At 64.9% G+C, this 15,164-nt stretch carries 15 protein-coding genes and 1 tRNA gene; 10 read left to right on the forward strand and 6 right to left on the reverse strand.

What is annotated here, in order from left to right; translation table 11 throughout:
* Window positions 1–104: 104 nt before the first annotated feature.
* From tmk to QF050_RS00140, 6 genes are all read left to right on the forward strand, one after another.
* A complete protein-coding gene (gene tmk / locus QF050_RS00115) occupies window positions 105–797 on the forward strand; it encodes a dTMP kinase (protein ID WP_308928590.1) in 693 nt (230 codons plus the stop codon).
* On the forward strand, window positions 794–1,957 hold the full coding sequence (locus tag QF050_RS00120; RefSeq protein ID WP_308928591.1) for a DNA polymerase III subunit delta': 1,164 nt from the start codon (window positions 794–796) through the stop codon (window positions 1,955–1,957). Before tmk ends, QF050_RS00120 begins: the two co-directional genes overlap by 4 nt.
* Complete coding sequence (locus QF050_RS00125) at window positions 1,954–3,522, forward strand: alpha/beta hydrolase (RefSeq protein ID WP_308928592.1); 1,569 nt, start codon at window positions 1,954–1,956, stop codon at window positions 3,520–3,522. The genes QF050_RS00120 and QF050_RS00125 overlap by 4 nt, the downstream gene beginning before the upstream one ends.
* A gap of 105 nt (window positions 3,523–3,627) precedes the next feature.
* A tRNA-Thr gene (locus QF050_RS00130) sits at window positions 3,628–3,700 on the forward strand.
* 782 nt (window positions 3,701–4,482) lie between these two features.
* The gene (locus QF050_RS00135; RefSeq protein WP_308928593.1) at window positions 4,483–5,196 is read left to right on the forward strand and encodes an alpha/beta hydrolase; all 714 of its coding nucleotides are present in this window, start codon (window positions 4,483–4,485) and stop codon (window positions 5,194–5,196) included.
* Window positions 5,197–5,369: 173 nt separating this feature from the next.
* On the forward strand, window positions 5,370–5,615 hold the full coding sequence (locus tag QF050_RS00140; protein WP_308928594.1) for a hypothetical protein: 246 nt from the start codon (window positions 5,370–5,372) through the stop codon (window positions 5,613–5,615).
* A 484-nt stretch (window positions 5,616–6,099) separates the two neighbouring features.
* On the opposite strand, the gene QF050_RS00145 is transcribed toward QF050_RS00140, so the two are convergent.
* Together QF050_RS00145 and QF050_RS00150 are read right to left on the reverse strand one after the other, a co-directional pair.
* A complete protein-coding gene (locus tag QF050_RS00145) occupies window positions 6,100–6,222 on the reverse strand; it encodes a hypothetical protein (RefSeq protein WP_308928595.1) in 123 nt (40 codons plus the stop codon).
* A 26-nt stretch (window positions 6,223–6,248) separates the two neighbouring features.
* Window positions 6,249–7,100 (reverse strand): phosphotransferase, encoded by an 852-nt coding sequence (locus QF050_RS00150; RefSeq protein ID WP_308928596.1) that lies wholly within the window; start codon window positions 7,098–7,100, stop codon window positions 6,249–6,251.
* A 144-nt stretch (window positions 7,101–7,244) separates the two neighbouring features.
* Here QF050_RS00150 and QF050_RS00155 point away from each other — a divergent pair, with 144 nt between their 5' ends.
* Window positions 7,245–7,877, forward strand: coding sequence for a hypothetical protein (locus QF050_RS00155; protein WP_308928597.1), 633 nt, complete (start codon window positions 7,245–7,247; stop codon window positions 7,875–7,877).
* A 397-nt stretch (window positions 7,878–8,274) separates the two neighbouring features.
* Here the strand turns inward: QF050_RS00155 and QF050_RS00160 are convergent, their stop codons facing one another.
* From QF050_RS00160 to QF050_RS00170, 3 genes are all read right to left on the reverse strand, one after another.
* On the reverse strand, window positions 8,275–8,517 hold the full coding sequence (locus QF050_RS00160) for a hypothetical protein (RefSeq protein WP_308928598.1): 243 nt from the start codon (window positions 8,515–8,517) through the stop codon (window positions 8,275–8,277).
* A 168-nt stretch (window positions 8,518–8,685) separates the two neighbouring features.
* A complete protein-coding gene (locus QF050_RS00165; protein ID WP_308928599.1) occupies window positions 8,686–9,768 on the reverse strand; it encodes a hypothetical protein in 1,083 nt (360 codons plus the stop codon).
* Window positions 9,769–10,009: 241 nt separating this feature from the next.
* The gene (locus tag QF050_RS00170) at window positions 10,010–10,741 is read right to left on the reverse strand and encodes a PspA/IM30 family protein (RefSeq protein WP_308932061.1); all 732 of its coding nucleotides are present in this window, start codon (window positions 10,739–10,741) and stop codon (window positions 10,010–10,012) included.
* Between the two features lie 693 nt (window positions 10,742–11,434).
* Between QF050_RS00170 and QF050_RS00175 the strand changes: the two genes are divergently transcribed.
* Window positions 11,435–12,016, forward strand: coding sequence for a polysaccharide deacetylase family protein (locus QF050_RS00175; RefSeq protein WP_374121556.1), 582 nt, complete (start codon window positions 11,435–11,437; stop codon window positions 12,014–12,016).
* A gap of 124 nt (window positions 12,017–12,140) precedes the next feature.
* Entirely contained in the window at window positions 12,141–12,779 is a 639-nt protein-coding gene (locus QF050_RS00180; protein WP_308928601.1) for a hypothetical protein, read from the forward strand.
* 16 nt (window positions 12,780–12,795) lie between these two features.
* Here QF050_RS00180 and QF050_RS00185 read toward each other — a convergent pair whose 3' ends face one another.
* Window positions 12,796–14,037, reverse strand: a complete 1,242-nt coding sequence (locus QF050_RS00185) for an NAD(P)/FAD-dependent oxidoreductase (RefSeq protein WP_308928602.1) — start codon at window positions 14,035–14,037, stop codon at window positions 12,796–12,798.
* 100 nt (window positions 14,038–14,137) lie between these two features.
* Here QF050_RS00185 and QF050_RS00190 point away from each other — a divergent pair, with 100 nt between their 5' ends.
* A complete protein-coding gene (locus tag QF050_RS00190; protein ID WP_308928603.1) occupies window positions 14,138–15,112 on the forward strand; it encodes a hypothetical protein in 975 nt (324 codons plus the stop codon).
* The last annotated feature ends 52 nt before the right edge of the window (window positions 15,113–15,164 follow it).

Raw genomic sequence — 15,164 nt, forward strand, 5'->3', positions numbered from 1 at the left:
CCGGAAAGGGGTGCCGCTGTATGGACGCCCGGCGTTCACCGGGCGTCCACACAGCGTGCAGCGGCGGGTCAGGAAATGTCCCCCCGGCTCGGTACGCTTGGGAGGTGAGCAAACAAAGGGCCGGCCTATTCATCGCATTCGAAGGTGGCGATGGCGCCGGCAAGTCGACCCAGGCGGCCCGGCTTGCGGCTGAACTGGAAACCCGGGGGTACACCGTGCGCCGCACCCGTGAACCCGGGGGCACGCCCGTTGGCGAAAAGCTGCGTTCGCTGGTCCTGGACCATGGCAATGGGGAGATCGACGCCCATACCGAGGCCCTTATTTTTGCGGCGTCCCGCGCCGCCCACGCATCCCAGGTCATCCGGCCGGCACTCGGTCGCGGCGAGATCGTGCTGACAGACCGCTACATCGACTCTTCAGTGGCCTACCAGGGAGCCGGCCGCGGCCTCGGCCAGGACGCCGTCAAGTCCCTGAACGACTGGGCCACCTCGGGCCTGCAGCCGCACCTTACGGTCCTCCTGGACGTTGATCCCCGGCTTGGCCGCAGCCGCCGCACTGCCGGCGAGGCGGCCGAGGACCGCCTGGAGTCCGAAGCTGATGACTTCCACGCCCGGATTCGGAAGGCCTTCCTCGACCTCGCTGCCAGCCGCCCCGGGTCCTACCTGGTGCTGCCAGCAGACCTGCCCGTGGACGAACTCGCGGCCCGGATCCTGGCCCGGGTTGATGTGCTGCTGGCTGCTCCGGTTCCTTCCTTTACCGTGGCCGCCGGGCACGGAACGGACGGTGCCGGCTCATGACGGTGTGGGATGACCTCTCGGGCCAGGCCGCCGTCGTCGAACAGCTGCGCCAGGCCGCAAGCGGCGAAGCCCTGACGCACGCCTGGCTGTTCACCGGGCCGCCGGGCTCCGGGCGCTCCAATGCTGCCAAAGCCTTCGCGGCCGCGCTGAACTGCGACCAGGAGGACGTGGGACTCCGGGGCTGCGGCCAGTGCCAGGCATGCCGCACAATCCTCGGCGAAACCCACTCGGACGTCACTTTCGTCCGCACGGAAAAGGTCACCATCACCATCGATGAAGCCCGCGAACTGGTGGCGACGGCCGGGAACCGGCCGTCCTCGGGGCGCTGGCGGATCATTGTGGTGGAGGACGCCGACCGGATGGCCGAGCGGACCACCAACGTGCTGCTGAAGGCCATCGAGGAACCCACCCCGCGGACCGTGTGGATGCTCTGCGCACCCTCCCCGGCCGACGTCCTGGTGACCATCCGGTCGCGCTGCCGCAGCGTTGCCTTGCGATTGCCGCCGGCCTCCGAAGTTGCAGCCCTGCTGGTCAGGCGGGACGGCGTTGATCCTGACCTCGCCGAACGCGCCGCACGCGCGGCACAAAGCCACGTGGGCATCGCCCGCCGGCTGGCCCGCGACCCCGCCGCCAGGGAGCGCCGGCTGGAAACGGTGCGGTTCCCGCTCGGACTGCGGGGCGTAACCGCCGCAGTGATGATGGCGGACAAGCTGGTGAAGATCGCCACCGCAGAGGCCACCAGCTCCAACGAAGAGCGCGACGCCGCGGAAAAGACCGCCCTCCTGGCAACGCTGGGCGCGCCGGAGTCCGGCACCCTCCCCCCGGCTATGCGCAGCCAGGTGAGACAGCTTGAGGAGGACCAGAAACGGCGGGCCAAGCGGTCCATCACGGACTCATTGGACCGGACCCTCACCGATCTGTTGTCCTTCTACCGGGACGTACTGATCATCCAGCTGGGGAACGCCGTGGAGCTGGTCAACGTTGAGCTGAGGAGTGAGCTGGAGGAGTTCGCCGCCCGCAGCACTCCGGAAGGCACGCTTGCCCGGATGGATGCCATCAACAAAGCCCGCGAACGCATCACCACCACCAACGTCGCCCCGCTGCTGACCCTCGAGTCCATGGCGGCCAGCCTGATCCAGCCCTCCAAGGAGACCCGATGACTGCCCGCCCCCTGCCCGCACGCCACAGGTCCCTGATGTCTGCCGTCCGCGCCGCGGGCGCCATGGCCCTGGTCATGGCACTCGCCTCGTGCAGCCTGCTCAACGGCGGGGACAAGAGCCCGCCGGAGGCGGCCACCGCCAAGGCCGACCCGTCGATCGTGGCGTCCGCTCCCGCGGGGCTGGAGAAGTTCTATTCGCAGGAAGTGGTGTGGCAGCCCTGCGAAGGCGAATTCCAGTGTGCCAAGGTGACTGTCCCCCTTGACTACGCCAACCCGGCCGGCGACACCATTCAGATCGCGGCCCTGCGGGCTCCCAGCACCGGCAAGAAAACGGGCAGCCTGCTGGTCAATCCCGGCGGCCCGGGCGCTTCCGGGTACGACTTCGTGAAGGACGCGGCCGCCACACACTTTTCGGCGGCCGTCCGCAATGCATACGACCTCGTGGGCTTCGATCCCCGCGGCGTCAAGCGTTCGGCTCCCGTTACCTGCATGACAGACGCCGAACGTGACGCGGCACGTGCCAAGACTTACGCCCTCGAAACCGACACCGGACTTGCGGCGGCCCTGGCGGACAACAAGGCAATTGCCGCCCAGTGCGCGGCGCAAACAGGCCCGGTCCTGGCGCACATCGACACCGTCAGCGCCGCCAAGGACCTGGATGTGCTGCGTGCTGTGGTCAATGACACCAAGCTGAATTACCTCGGATATTCGTATGGGACATTCCTGGGCTCCACCTACGCCTCACTGTTTCCGGACAACGTAGGCCGGATGGTCCTCGACGGCGCACTCGACCCGTCCATCAGCAACGAGGACCTGACCAGCGGCCAGGCCCGCGCCTTCGAGAAAGCCATCCACACCTATGTGGCCAGCTGCCAGCGGCAGGGCAAGTGCCCGTTGACCGGTGACGTCGACTCCGGCGTGCAGCAGATCCGGGACCTCATCAACGCCGTCCAACAGACACCCCGTACGGCCAAGGACGGCCGCCTGGTCAACGCAACGACGTTCGTCAGCGGCCTGATCACCCCGCTCTACAACGACCAGAGCTGGCCTGCCCTCACGCAGGCGTTGGAGGCTGCCATGAACGGTGACGTGAGCCTGGTGCTTCGCCTTGCCGACATCAGCGCTGACCGTTCGACCGACGGCTCGTACACCTCCAATTCCACGTTCGCCTTCAACGCGGTCAACTGCCTGGATTACCCCATGGTTTCCGACACCGCCGGAATGCGGGCCGAGGAGAAACGCCTGGAACAGGACTCCCCCACCTTTGGCTACTTCTTTGCTTACGGCGGGACCAGTTGCGCGGACTGGCCGTACAAGAACGTCCGGACGCCGCAGCCGGTGGAATACAAGGGGGATTCCCCGATTGTCGTCATCGGCACCACCGGCGACCCCGCTACCCCGGTGGACTGGGCTGCGTCTTTGCGCAAACAGCTGGGGAACGCCTCGCTGCTCACATGGAAGGGCGAGGGGCACACTGCTTACGGCCGGGCCAACAGCTGTCTTGAAGATTCGGTGGACAACTACCTGGTGGGCGGCAAGCTTCCGGCCGATAACACCGTGTGTTGAACCCCTCACCGGCTTCCGGTTGTCCCATTTTGACCGGGGCGCGGAGACTCTATTACAGTTGACTCTTGCATGAAGCGCCCGGTTCAGCCGGGGAATTCGTGCGGTGCTTCCTTAGCTCAGTCGGTAGAGCGTTTCACTCGTAATGAAAAGGTCATCAGTTCGATTCTGATAGGAAGCTCGGGATAAACCCCGGACAGCCCCTTGTTTTAGGGGTTTCCGGGGTTTTTCGCTGGTTAACGGGTGGCTGCCCCGCGCGCAGGGCACACTTTGGCCTGGCAGGTGAACGTTGAGGGTGGGTACGAAGATCTGAGTCATTGGCTGCATATGTGCGGTGATCACGACACGGCTACCCGCATCGAGCAGGCGATGCTATCCAGGCTCCGTGTACGAGGGAATCAGCACTGCTCGAACTGCCCACGGCGAGCAGGTTAAGCTCAGGAGACTGACTGCGGATTGGGGGGGGGTGGTGGGACCGGCGTCGAAATAGTTTGGAGCTCAAACTGCCGTAATCCCTGTCCTTCACCCTGGAAAACGTACGTCAGGGCCCTCCCCGGCTTTTGGAGTCCAAATCAACCGCGCAGCTGGAAGGGACAGGCCAATGGAGCTCTCCCAAGAAGGGGACGTAAGGAGTGCCCTCTGATACTGGCATGCGCGCACAACCCGTCGATGGATGAACATGACGGCGCCTGCGCTCCGTCCTCTCTTCGCTTGGAACCACCACAAAGTCATGGACAAAGGCCGAACCAGTTTGGCGGCCTACCTGGGCGCGGCTGGTGGCCAACACCTCGCGCGAGGCGTCACGTTCCATAACCGACTGTGCCTCGCTGAGCCAATGCATGCCTGGGCTCTACCTCAGGCTAGACGGGACTTGAGCCGCCCGCATCAATTCGCTAGAGCACCCGCTGGCGGTAGGGCCTTTGTACCCTTAGGCCGGGAGTCGCCCGGGACTATCTTCGGGCCATGGATGACAAGCAAGGCCTAGTGCCACAAGGCGTTGTTCTCGTACACGGCATGTGGGGTGTCCCCGAAGACTGGGCGTGGGTCCAGCGTGCACTCAAAAAGCAACCCAACCTGCAGGTGGTCGCACCGGATCTCCCATCGCACCGCTTGCCCGACGCTGGGCTGCTCGAAGACGCTGACGAGGTCCGTGCGGCCATCGAGGCAAGCCCGGCACCCACGGTCGTTGTCGGCTGGTCCTATGGCTGTGATGTTGTGGGGATTGCGGCCCACGGCATGGACAACGTGGCCCATCTGGTGTACGTCTCGTCCCCTCCCCTGAAGCGGCATTCCGAAGTCCGTGATGCGAGCTGGGTGGACGCGATGGAGCACATGCATCATGACGAGCACGGCCGGCATGCCCTGGACGGGGACTGGTGGCTCAGCGAGGATGAAGCCGGTTTGCGGCTCCCTGACGAAGTGCGCGCCTTCCTGAAAGACCACCCCCGCAGGTTCGCCACGAAAAAGACCCGCAGCGATCCCGTCCCGGCCGAGGCCTGGGCCGAGATTCCCACGACCGTACTCCTGGGAGCACATGACAATCTGACCAGCCAGGAAGCGCGGGCATGGGCACGCGAAGCAGTGACAGATGTCCGCGACGTCGATACGGACCATTTCATGCTGTTCAACCGCCCGGAGATCATCGCGGACGCCATCCTCGAGCATCCGCCCAAGTAGGAACTGGGCTTGCCAACACATTACTAAGCATGCTTATGATAGGTGTAATCGGATGGGGATCCGGTGCGAGGGGAATTGAAAAGGGTGCGCTCAGTTCAAACGGGGCGCACCCTTTTCGCGTCGTCCCGGGGTTGCTCCCGCGAATCCCGGCCCAAGCGTCCTAGGCTGTCGGCATGCACCCCTTAGCGGCGATCGGCCTGGTATTCCTTGCTGGGTTGGCGTGGATGGGCACCATCCTGACGCTGCTGATTGCCCTGGCCAAGGCACGGCACCTGCGCCCAACCGATGGGGGTCCCACCAACCAAGAGAACGTGGAGATGCACAAATCCGAGGACACCCAGGAGCTGCTCAGCCCACGGCTGGGGTCAGCCCTGGGACCCAGCCCAAACGCCAGGCACCTGATCCGGAATGGATGCTGAACCAGGTCGTCCCCGGGCTGGCGGCAAGGACGGCCGGGGCGGGGCGCAAACAGCCGGCCATAGGGTTGCCCAATTCCGACCTTAAGGCGCTGATTCCCGTTGCCTGGCTCCCGGGCGCCGGGTAATCGATATCCCGCAAGGACAACGAACAGCTATGCAGGAGTCGCCTCAACCACGTCCGCGGATGTCACCTGCAAACACATCATTCTTCCCAGAAAGGGTGGGCTTTTTCCCCTGCCTGAAGTATTCGTTCTACTCCTGGGACCAGGTGTGCCGCTCAGCCTTCTGGAAGGGAGGCTGGTGGGATGGCCGCTACCCACACTGCTGGCGAAGAGCCAACGGGCCTGACAAGCTCCTGAGCCACCGGTGCGGACAAAGACGTGGGTCGCCAAACCTGTCGCAGCGGATTTCTCCCCCACCAGTTCCCCAGATTGTCCGCGTTCCGTCATGCCTTTCTCATGAGCGTAGGCTTCGCACTCTATGTTCAGCCTGGACGCGTGAAGAAGCCTTTCGGGTCGTCGACACCCAGCAATTCGTGATGGAAGTTGATGGCGTCCACCGGCCGGGTACCCACGAACAGGACTGCCACCTCCCGGGAGTGCACCACCTATCGACGGTGAGAAGCTCGTTCACTCAAAAGTGTTGGAGTGCCTGATGCAACATCCGGTGCCCTTGGGATTCAAAGGCTTCATCGCCTACGATATGGGCCCAGACAGCCGTCCCCACGGCTTCGCGCAGCAGGTTCATCCGCCAGACAGTCTGGGATCGAGGGTCTTCGCCGTACCCATGCAGGAAGGCTACCTCCAGGCCCGGAGCCTGCTGCCACTGCTGGACCGTCAGCCTGCAGAAATCTGTGGCTGCGGGACGAAAGTCGAAGCGGCCGAAGTCAATTGCCTTTACCGCGCCGTGATCGCTAAGCCAGTTCCTGGGCTGCCAGTCCCCATGTGTGGGAACAACATCTATTGGCTGCGGCCGGTACTCGGCCAGCCGACAGCGGACTTCCTGTTCCACAGCCGATTCAATGCGATGCTGTTTGTCCAGCCAGTTTATGGATTTTGCTGTTTCGCGGAACTCGTAGTGTTCGTCGATTCTTCGTTCCTGGGCGTGCAGTGCCTTGAGTAGCTCACCTGCCTGGAAGTGAACGTCTTCGGCGAATTCGACGTCGGTGTTCTCCAGGAGGTCACCGTCCAGATATTCAAGAACCAGAAGGTTCAGCTCCCGGCTGGAGTGCAGCATCCGCCCTGCCCGCCCCCGTTCGACGAGGGGACGGGTGTAGGACGTGTGCGCGCTGATCTCCCGCCCTATGTGGTGGTTCGCGGGGCCCGCGGATTTCACGATCACCATGGAGCCGTTTACCTGAACCTGCAGGACCTGCGTGTCCAGCTGCCCCCAAGACAGGTCGGCAATAAGCTCTGGCCTGTGCAGCCAAGCGCTCACCACGTCAGCCTGCAGGGTCGATAACCGTCCGCCATCCCATCGCAGCATGTGCCGGAGCCTACCAGCGTTCTGTCCGGTCAAGTCGTCAAGGGCCGGGGATAGACTGGGGCGGGTTAGGACGGATTGGGGGATCCAGAGCGGCTTAGGCCACTGTTCCGCTGGTCGGTCGCAGCTAGCAAACCAAGGATGACCATGACCTTCTTTCAGGGCTTTCCTGCACCGGACTTCCCCTCGCGGCCCAGAACTCCGAAGCCTGTCCGCCCGGAATGGTCTGGTGCTCCCGCCGACGAACTGCCGGCCGTCGTCCACCTTGGCCAGTTCCTGTACCGGAGTCCCACGCGCATCCTCGCCGTTAGGGGCGCGCACGTTTTCTCCACTGGCTGCCTCATTGACGTCTCCTGGTTACTACGACGCGGTGATGAGACGGATAAGGAATGGGCCATGCTCCACGCAACTTTCTTCGGTTCAAGGCACGTCCCGATCAGTGCGAGTAAAGGCACGGAGCTCCTCTTCGGCGTCCAGATCTCAGACGGATCGAAGGCCAGCACTGGCAGCATTCCATCACCTTACAAGCCCGACGACCCGACCTACCGCCCTGACCCACCAGTCCTCTACCTTCAGAACCAAGGAGGCGGCGGTGGAGATGACGAACTGGCAGGGTCCGGAACTTTGTGGCTGTGGCCGCTACCGCCCGCCGGGGACCTGCGGCTGGTCGCCCAATGGACCGACATGGGTATGCCCGAATCCTCCATCACCGTGGACGGCACGCAGCTCCGCGACGCTGCCGCCGGTGCGCAGAAGTACTGGCCGGAAGAAGCCCAGTGATGATTGACCCTGACAGCGTGGCCCCGACCCTGGTCTTTGCGCCGGTCTTCTTCTACGTCCCCTACGGCGTCATCCACCCCACGCATCAGCCCCGGTGATGAGAAAACGGGGAGAGCCCTCATGGCCCTGGACCCAACTTTGGCCTTGGATGATTGGCATTGTCGCCGTCGTGGTCTTCCTTCTGCCCTGGTCCGTCATGCAAGTCGGACATTGCACCGATTACGCTCCCGGGCAGGGAGAGAGCTACTGCGAAAGCGGGCCTATTATCGGGTCCCTTGCCGCAAGCGTCCTGGCAGTCATATCGGGTCTACTGATCCTGTACTTCCTGGTCCCTATAGTGCGCATCCTCATCAAACGCATCCGGAGGCCAGATACGGGACGGCCCAGAGCAGGTGGGTCATGAAGTTCGCGCAGACTCCCCGGATCCTTTCTCATGCCTCCGAGGCGTGCGTGTCCTCCCCCACTTCTCCGGCCGCAATCCGCTCAGCGGTGCGGCGGTGCGGCGGTGCGCCTCGGCGATGTAGTCCTCAACGTCCTGGATCAGGCCGGCGGCCCCGATGCACCACACACCCCGGGCACCGACCCGGATCCCGCGAAGGTCCCCGGACTTGATCAGGAACCGGATCTGGTTGGCCTTCACGTTCAGGTCTTCCGCGACCTGCTCGATCGTCAGAAAACGATGTGGGATGGATTCGTCGGTCGTCCCGCAATCCTGTATTAGGACATACGGTTTCAGGCGCGGCGCGCCAGCCCAATCGGCGCACCGATAGCTCCGTGGCTCATCGGGGTCGCATCCCAGCTCATGGCCTCACGTTGGATCGGCGCCGGGCGTCGTCACGGGAACGGCCCATTTGCCGAGCAGCTGTTTGTTGGCCTCTCTGAGGGCGTCAAAACCGGTTTCGGGGTAGCCTTCCTGCCGCCCCCACCAGGCACCCGGGTCCCGGGAAATGACCATTCGCTTACCGCCGTCGAGGGGGAAAGTCTCCCAAGCGTCCCCCGGTTTCAACTCCGGGTGGCCGGGTCCCAGGACCTGAAAGGCGAAAATTCCTGGCGCGAACGTCTTCGCAAAGGAATGATCTGCTGCGAACTTGGAATCTGAGGGACCCGGAACACCCGACGACATCATCACGCTGTTGGCTGTGACGGCCCCAAAATGGTTGAACGTGACGGCGGCGTAGTCGTACACCGGCGCCAGGTCCTGGAGCAACGCAGTAAGAGCGTTGAGACCTTCCGGTTCCCCGTCTTTGTACTCGACTCCGATCTGAACCCACCCTTCGCGTGAAAAGTTTGCGTACCAGTCACCGTGTTTTGTGGGAAAGAGCAGATTGGCCCATCCGACGTCACCACAGCACTGTTTGAGTACTGCGGCGGCCTGATCGGGGTCGCACCGAGTCATCGTGAAGTGGAGGCCTGCAAGGATCGGGCCTTTGGTGTTGTCGGCAGCCCATCCGGTCAGGTGATTAACCAAGGTCGAGAAAGCCGGCGATTCAGCGGCCCAACACGACTGGTTGTCTTTCACCTCCCGGAACGCCAGCGGCATCCAGTCCTGGTCGGTCGCGGCGTCAGCCGCGCAGATGGAGGCGTTGTAGGCATATCGCGGCTTTTTTCGGGGCCGGGGACCTAGTCTGTCCGCGCATGCCGTGATGGTTCCAGTGAAGCCCAAGAGCTGTAGGGCTTGGGCAGTGGCCTGTGCGACGCGAATCGCATAGCTGGGAGAGACCGGAGAAACGAAGAAGACAATTCCCTGACCGATCCGTACGGCATGGAACCGCTGATGTGGCGCCGAGGGAAGGGTGACTCCAGCAATGACGTCGTTGACGTCCGCAAGTGAGGGCAGCACGGAGCCCGGGGCAGGTGCGCAGAGGAATCCCAGATCGAGGATGGAATCCATATTCTTCCGACGGATCTTCCCCGCCTCGATGGTTACGGAGCCAACTGTCAGCCGGTTGCTCGGCGGTGTTCTCATGAAGCGATCCAAGCCCGCCACACCGCCGCACGGCAAGGGATCTTGCAAGCTTTGATGGAAAATTCGGGTGCCTAAGACGACTAACCGAAACCGCCTTCACAGGGGCTCCCGCTGGCCACTCCGCCAGACCTGGCGGTTAAGGGTCAAGCGCCTTCAGCGAAGAGCCTCAGTGGTCGAGGGCTTTCCGGTCCATGGACTTGAGCGCGGCGAGCCGTGCCTCCAATTCGGTCTGCTCTCCGAGGTCTTCGAGGGAGGCGAACTGTGCGTCCAGGGATGATGCGGCGAGTTCCTGCTGGCCGCGGACCGTGGCTTCCTGCCGGCGGATGTTCTCCTCGTAGCGGCCGATAGCCGAGGTTGGGTCCCCGGTATCCAGGGCTTTGAGAGCGTCGTTCACCTGCGACTGGGCGGCGGCAACCCTGGCACGGTTGACGAGCTGGTTGCGCTTGGCGGTCAGCTCACCGAGCTTGCCGCGCATCTGGTCGAGCCCCTGTTTGAGTTTGTCGACGACCTCGTTTTGCGCGGCCAGGGCAGGCGCCTGCGCCTTAGCCGTCGATTCGGCGGACATCTGCCGCTGGAGAGCGAGCCTGGCGAGGGCGTCGAACTTGTCGGCGTCCACACTGTTCCCGGCGGCCCGGAATTCGTCGGCCTTGCGGGACGCGGCGACCGCCTTGCGGCCCCAGGTGCTGGCGTCGTTGACGGCGCGGGCGTGGTCGTCCTCTGCCATCCGGAGGTTGCCGATGGTCTGGGCGACCGCTGCCTCAGCTTCACGGATATTCTCCGAGTAGTCCCGGACCATCTGGTCCAGCATCTTCTTCGGGTCTTCCGCTGAGTCCAGGAGGGCATTCAGGTTGGCCTTCGCGAGCTGGGCGACGCGGGCGAAAATACTCTGCTTCACAATGTCTTTCTATCGGTAGTGGACGTCGGATTCAATGTGTGCAGCCCCGGCGAAAGCAACTCGCTTCCCTGCCGTCGTTCTGCTTTGCCGACGATTGCCGGGTCTTGCGCCGGTTAGTGGCCAGAAATGCACGCAGGCACTCCGCTGCGGTTCCGGGTTCACGGAATGTCAAGGAAACCGGGGTATCATCCCGTCATGACCCCCTTCGTTCCGGCTGCTGTTCCGTGCGCCGTCGCACAGCCGGTAGTGCCTTTCCCCACCTCATCCAGCACTCCCAGGTTCAGGGTCAACAGGGATCAGTCGTGGGACGGCCTGAAGTCCCTGCGGGGGAACTAGCGTTGGAACCACAGGGCGCACGCCACATGAGCCAGGACGGTAAAGGCCCCGGCCGCAGAGCAGTCCTGCTGGCGGCGGTACTCACGCTCTCGGCGGCCGTTCCGGACCTCGAGCCCGACAGGAAGGGTGCGGCTGACGCTGCAGGAACAGTTGCGGAACCATCAAGCGTTGCCACACGCGCTCCCGCCCGGATCCTCGATGTGAATCCCGACGATTCGTCCCCGCTTCCCGTTTCACTGCCGCCCGTGCCCTCACGCGCGGAGATTGTTGCCGCTTATGGAAAGCACCAGGCCCGCTACTGGGGCCTTGAGGCCCCGGGCGTCGTGACCAGGCTTCCACCCCGCCTCCCAGGGCATCTCCCTGACCTTCGACTTTTGCGGTGGACCCGGCGGCAACGGCTACGACCAGGCGTTGCTCGACACCCTGCGCCAGCGGCACATTCCGGCCACGCTCTTCCTGAACTCGCGGTGGATCACCGCCAACCCCGCAACGGCGCGGCAACTGGCAGCGGACCCGCTGTTCGAACTGGCCAACCACGGAACCTCGCACAAGCCGCTGTCCACCACCGGAAACAACGCCTATGGGATTCCCGGCACCAGGAACGCCGGAGAAGTCTATGATGAGGTCATCCCCAACGATCTGTCGCTGACGGGGCTCACCGGCGGCCGCCCCCGCTACTTCCGCCCCGGCACCGCCTACATGGACGACGTCGCCGCCGACATACTCCGTGCCCTGGGTGTCAGGCCTGCAGGCTTCAGCGTCAACGGCGACGGCGGCGCAACCTATCCGCCCGCCGTCGTCGCCAAGGAAATCGGCAAGGCGAGGCCAGGTGATGTGGTGATCTGCCATGGCAACCACCCGAACGGCGGAACGGCTGAGGGCGTGGCCCACGCCCTCGACAAACTGCTGGCGGCAGGAATGTCCTTCACCCACCTGCCCTGACCACCGTCGCCCCCGGGCGTTGGCGGCCCCACGGCTGATCCGATACGTTGGCAGGGACGCCCGCGTCGACCGATTCAACAGGACCGTGCGGGCAACGGCCGCACTCTGACGTTAGGAACCCCGGATGCCGGAACAGCACGAAGCCCCGACGCTCGGCTGGGTCCCCGCCTGGGCCGACCTGCAGGGCCGGTCCGCCGATCCGGCAGGCGCCGGCTTCATCCTGGACGACGGCCCCGGAAGCGCCGCTGGAGGGCAGGAGTACGTGGCAGGCTGGCCCGGCCCGGATTCGGAAGAGCTGGCCAGCACGGCTGCGGGCAGGCCAGGGGCACGCCTGACCCTGATCGTCGCCGGAGCCGCAGCGGAGGTGCCCGCCCCGCCTGGATTCTCCCCCGCCGCCGAGAGGCTTCTGCTGAGCGCCCCGACAGCCCAGCTGAACACGGGCCTCGACCTGCCCGAGAATTCCCAGGTGGCCCTGGCACCCATGGAAACCTACGACGCCGTCGAAATCACTGTCTTTGACCACCCGGTGGCCAGGGGCCGCATCCAGGTGCGCGACGAAGTTGCGGTCGTCGCCATCCTCGAAGTCCCCGAGGGCCCGGACCAAGAGGTTTTCACGCGTGCCCTGTTCGCGGCCATGGCTGAAGAAGCATTTTTGCATGGTGCCGGGGACCTGAACATGGTGGTTGAACCGGATGCAGCCGCCGGCTTTCAGGAGTCCGGCTGGACCACCGCGGGCCGCCTCCTGGGCTTCGCCACGGAATAACGACGGCGGCCCGCGCCTAATCCGGCCGTCCCACCACCACCTGCGCCGGGCTGTGCGTGAGGTAGCCGTTCGCCCACGAGAACAAGGCCCGGACTTTCTGCTGGAATCCGGGCAGCAGGGCGAGATGGACAGCGAGCCAGGACACGAAAGCCAGCGGCCCCTGCAATTGCAGGCGCCGGCGCCCCAGCTCCGCCACCGCTGCGCCCCGGCCCACCATGGCCATGTATCCCTTGTCCCAGTACCGGAAGGGCTCCCGTGTGCCGCCGGTCAGGTCCGCATAGATGTTTCGCGCGGCCCATTTGCCCGATTGCTGGGCCACCGACCCGAGCTGCGGCAATTTGTGGCCAGCGGCATCGGTGATGTTGGCGGAGTCACCCAGCACGTAGACGCCCTCGAAGCCAGGAACCGTCAGGTCGGGTTGGACATCCACGCGTCCGCCCCGGCCTTGTTTCAGTCCGGACTCCGCAATGATCCTGCCGGCCTGGAGTCCACCTGCCCACACCACGATCCGGGCAGGAATATCGGTCCCATCCTTGAGGGTCACACCGTCAGGCCTTACGTCGCCCACGGCCTGGCCCATGTGTAACTGGACTCCCAGCTTGGTCAGGCGGTCCCGTGCGTAGGCCTGGGATTTTTCCGAGAAGGCGGCCAGCACGTTGGGAACCATATCCATCAAATGCACGTGGCAGCGTGCGGCCAGCCCCGGCGAAAAGTACTTCGGCACCAGGTATTTGACGTTCTCGGCCAACGCTCCTGCGGTCTCCACGCCCGTGGGGCCACCGCCCACCACGATGACGTCGGCCCCGGCAGCGGGCTCACGGTCGGCCTCGTCCAGCATTGCGGTGATGGCGGCGCTGAGGCGGGTGGCATCGGCCACCGAGTACAGCGGGTAGGCGTGTTCTTCGGCGCCCGGCGTGTTGAAGAAATTCGGCACCGCACCGGTGGCGATCACCAGGGCCCGGGCCCGGTAGCTGGATCCGTCCCGGGTTGTGACAGTGCGGTTGGCAGCATCGATGGCGGTCACCTCCGCCGTCAGGACCCGCACGCTGTTGATGCGCCGGAATTCGGAGCGGAGCGGCCGGGTGACCGCCGAGACGCCGATCTGGGACGCAGCCACCTGGTAGAGCAGCGGCTGGAACTGCTGATAGTTGTTCGTATCGACCAGCAACACCCGGATACCCTTGCGGCCCAACTCCTCGGCGGCCGTCTTTCCGGCGAAACCGCCGCCAACCACAATCACCTGATAAGAATCGTCCATTCGAGCAACATACCCCTCCCCGGTCACGAGTAACAGGGACTCCGGACACCGGCCGGACCGGACGGACACCGGTGCAACGGCCGGCACCTAAGATGGCGGCATGGAAGACGAAGCCCTGGTGGACAGTGCGGACAGGCTTTATGCCGGGGATCTTGACGGCTTCATCACGGCCCGGGCTGCTGCCGCCAAGGAGGCGGCGGGACAGGACAAGGAGCTGGCGGCGGCGATCCGCGCCCTGCCGAAACCGTCGGTGGCCGCCTGGGCGGTGAACATGCTGGCCCGGCAACGACCTGACGTCCTGGCTGGCCTGTCCGCCCTGGGGGAAAGGATGCGCTCCGCGCAGGAATCGCTGGATGCCGCTGCCCTCCGTTCGCTTGCCCGCGAGCGCCGCACCCTGCTGGCTGCCGCCGTCGACACCGCCCGGACTGTCGCAGCGGAGCAGGGACGCCCCATCAGCGGACCCATGGCAGCGGACGTTGAGGAGACCCTGCGGGCGCTGACGGCAGATGAGGGAGCAGCCGCGGCCGTTGCGAGCGGCCGCCTGCTGAAGGTCCTGTCCGCCGACGGCGTCAACCAGGTGGACCTGGGCGGGGCGGTGGCCCTCCCCGGAACGCTCCCCACTGTGTCGTCCTCCCCCAAGTCAACGCCTCCCCCGGCTGCACTGGACACAACGGCAGCAAGGACGCGGACGACGCCGCAACCCGCCTCCCAGCCCAGGCCCGCCAAGCCCCGCCTTGAGGCAGTACGCCAGACTCCGCGGCCAGCCTCGCCGCCGGCGCTGGAACGCGCCAAGGCTGCCCACGCCGAGGCCCAGGCTGCGGAGGAAAACGCCTCCCGGCGTTCCGCGGACCTGCAGGCTGACGCCGAGCAGGCGCGAACCGAAATTGCGGAACTGCAGCAGGAGACAGCCGGGCTCAGGGAGAGGCTGAAGGCCGCCGAAGAACGGCTGGAGAACGCCCGCAGGAAGCTGGCCGCCACGTCCGCCGAAGCCAAGCAGGCGGCCCGGGCGGCCGACAAGGCGAGCCGCGCCGCAATGCTCGCACATGAACGCGTGCTTCGCCTTGACAGCAACTAACCAGCCCACAACCAAGGCGCCAGCTGCCGGCGGCCGCTGTTCCTTTGTAACG

This window comes from Arthrobacter sp. SLBN-112, assembly GCF_030944625.1.
Taxonomy (GTDB): Bacteria; Actinomycetota; Actinomycetes; order Actinomycetales; family Micrococcaceae; genus Arthrobacter.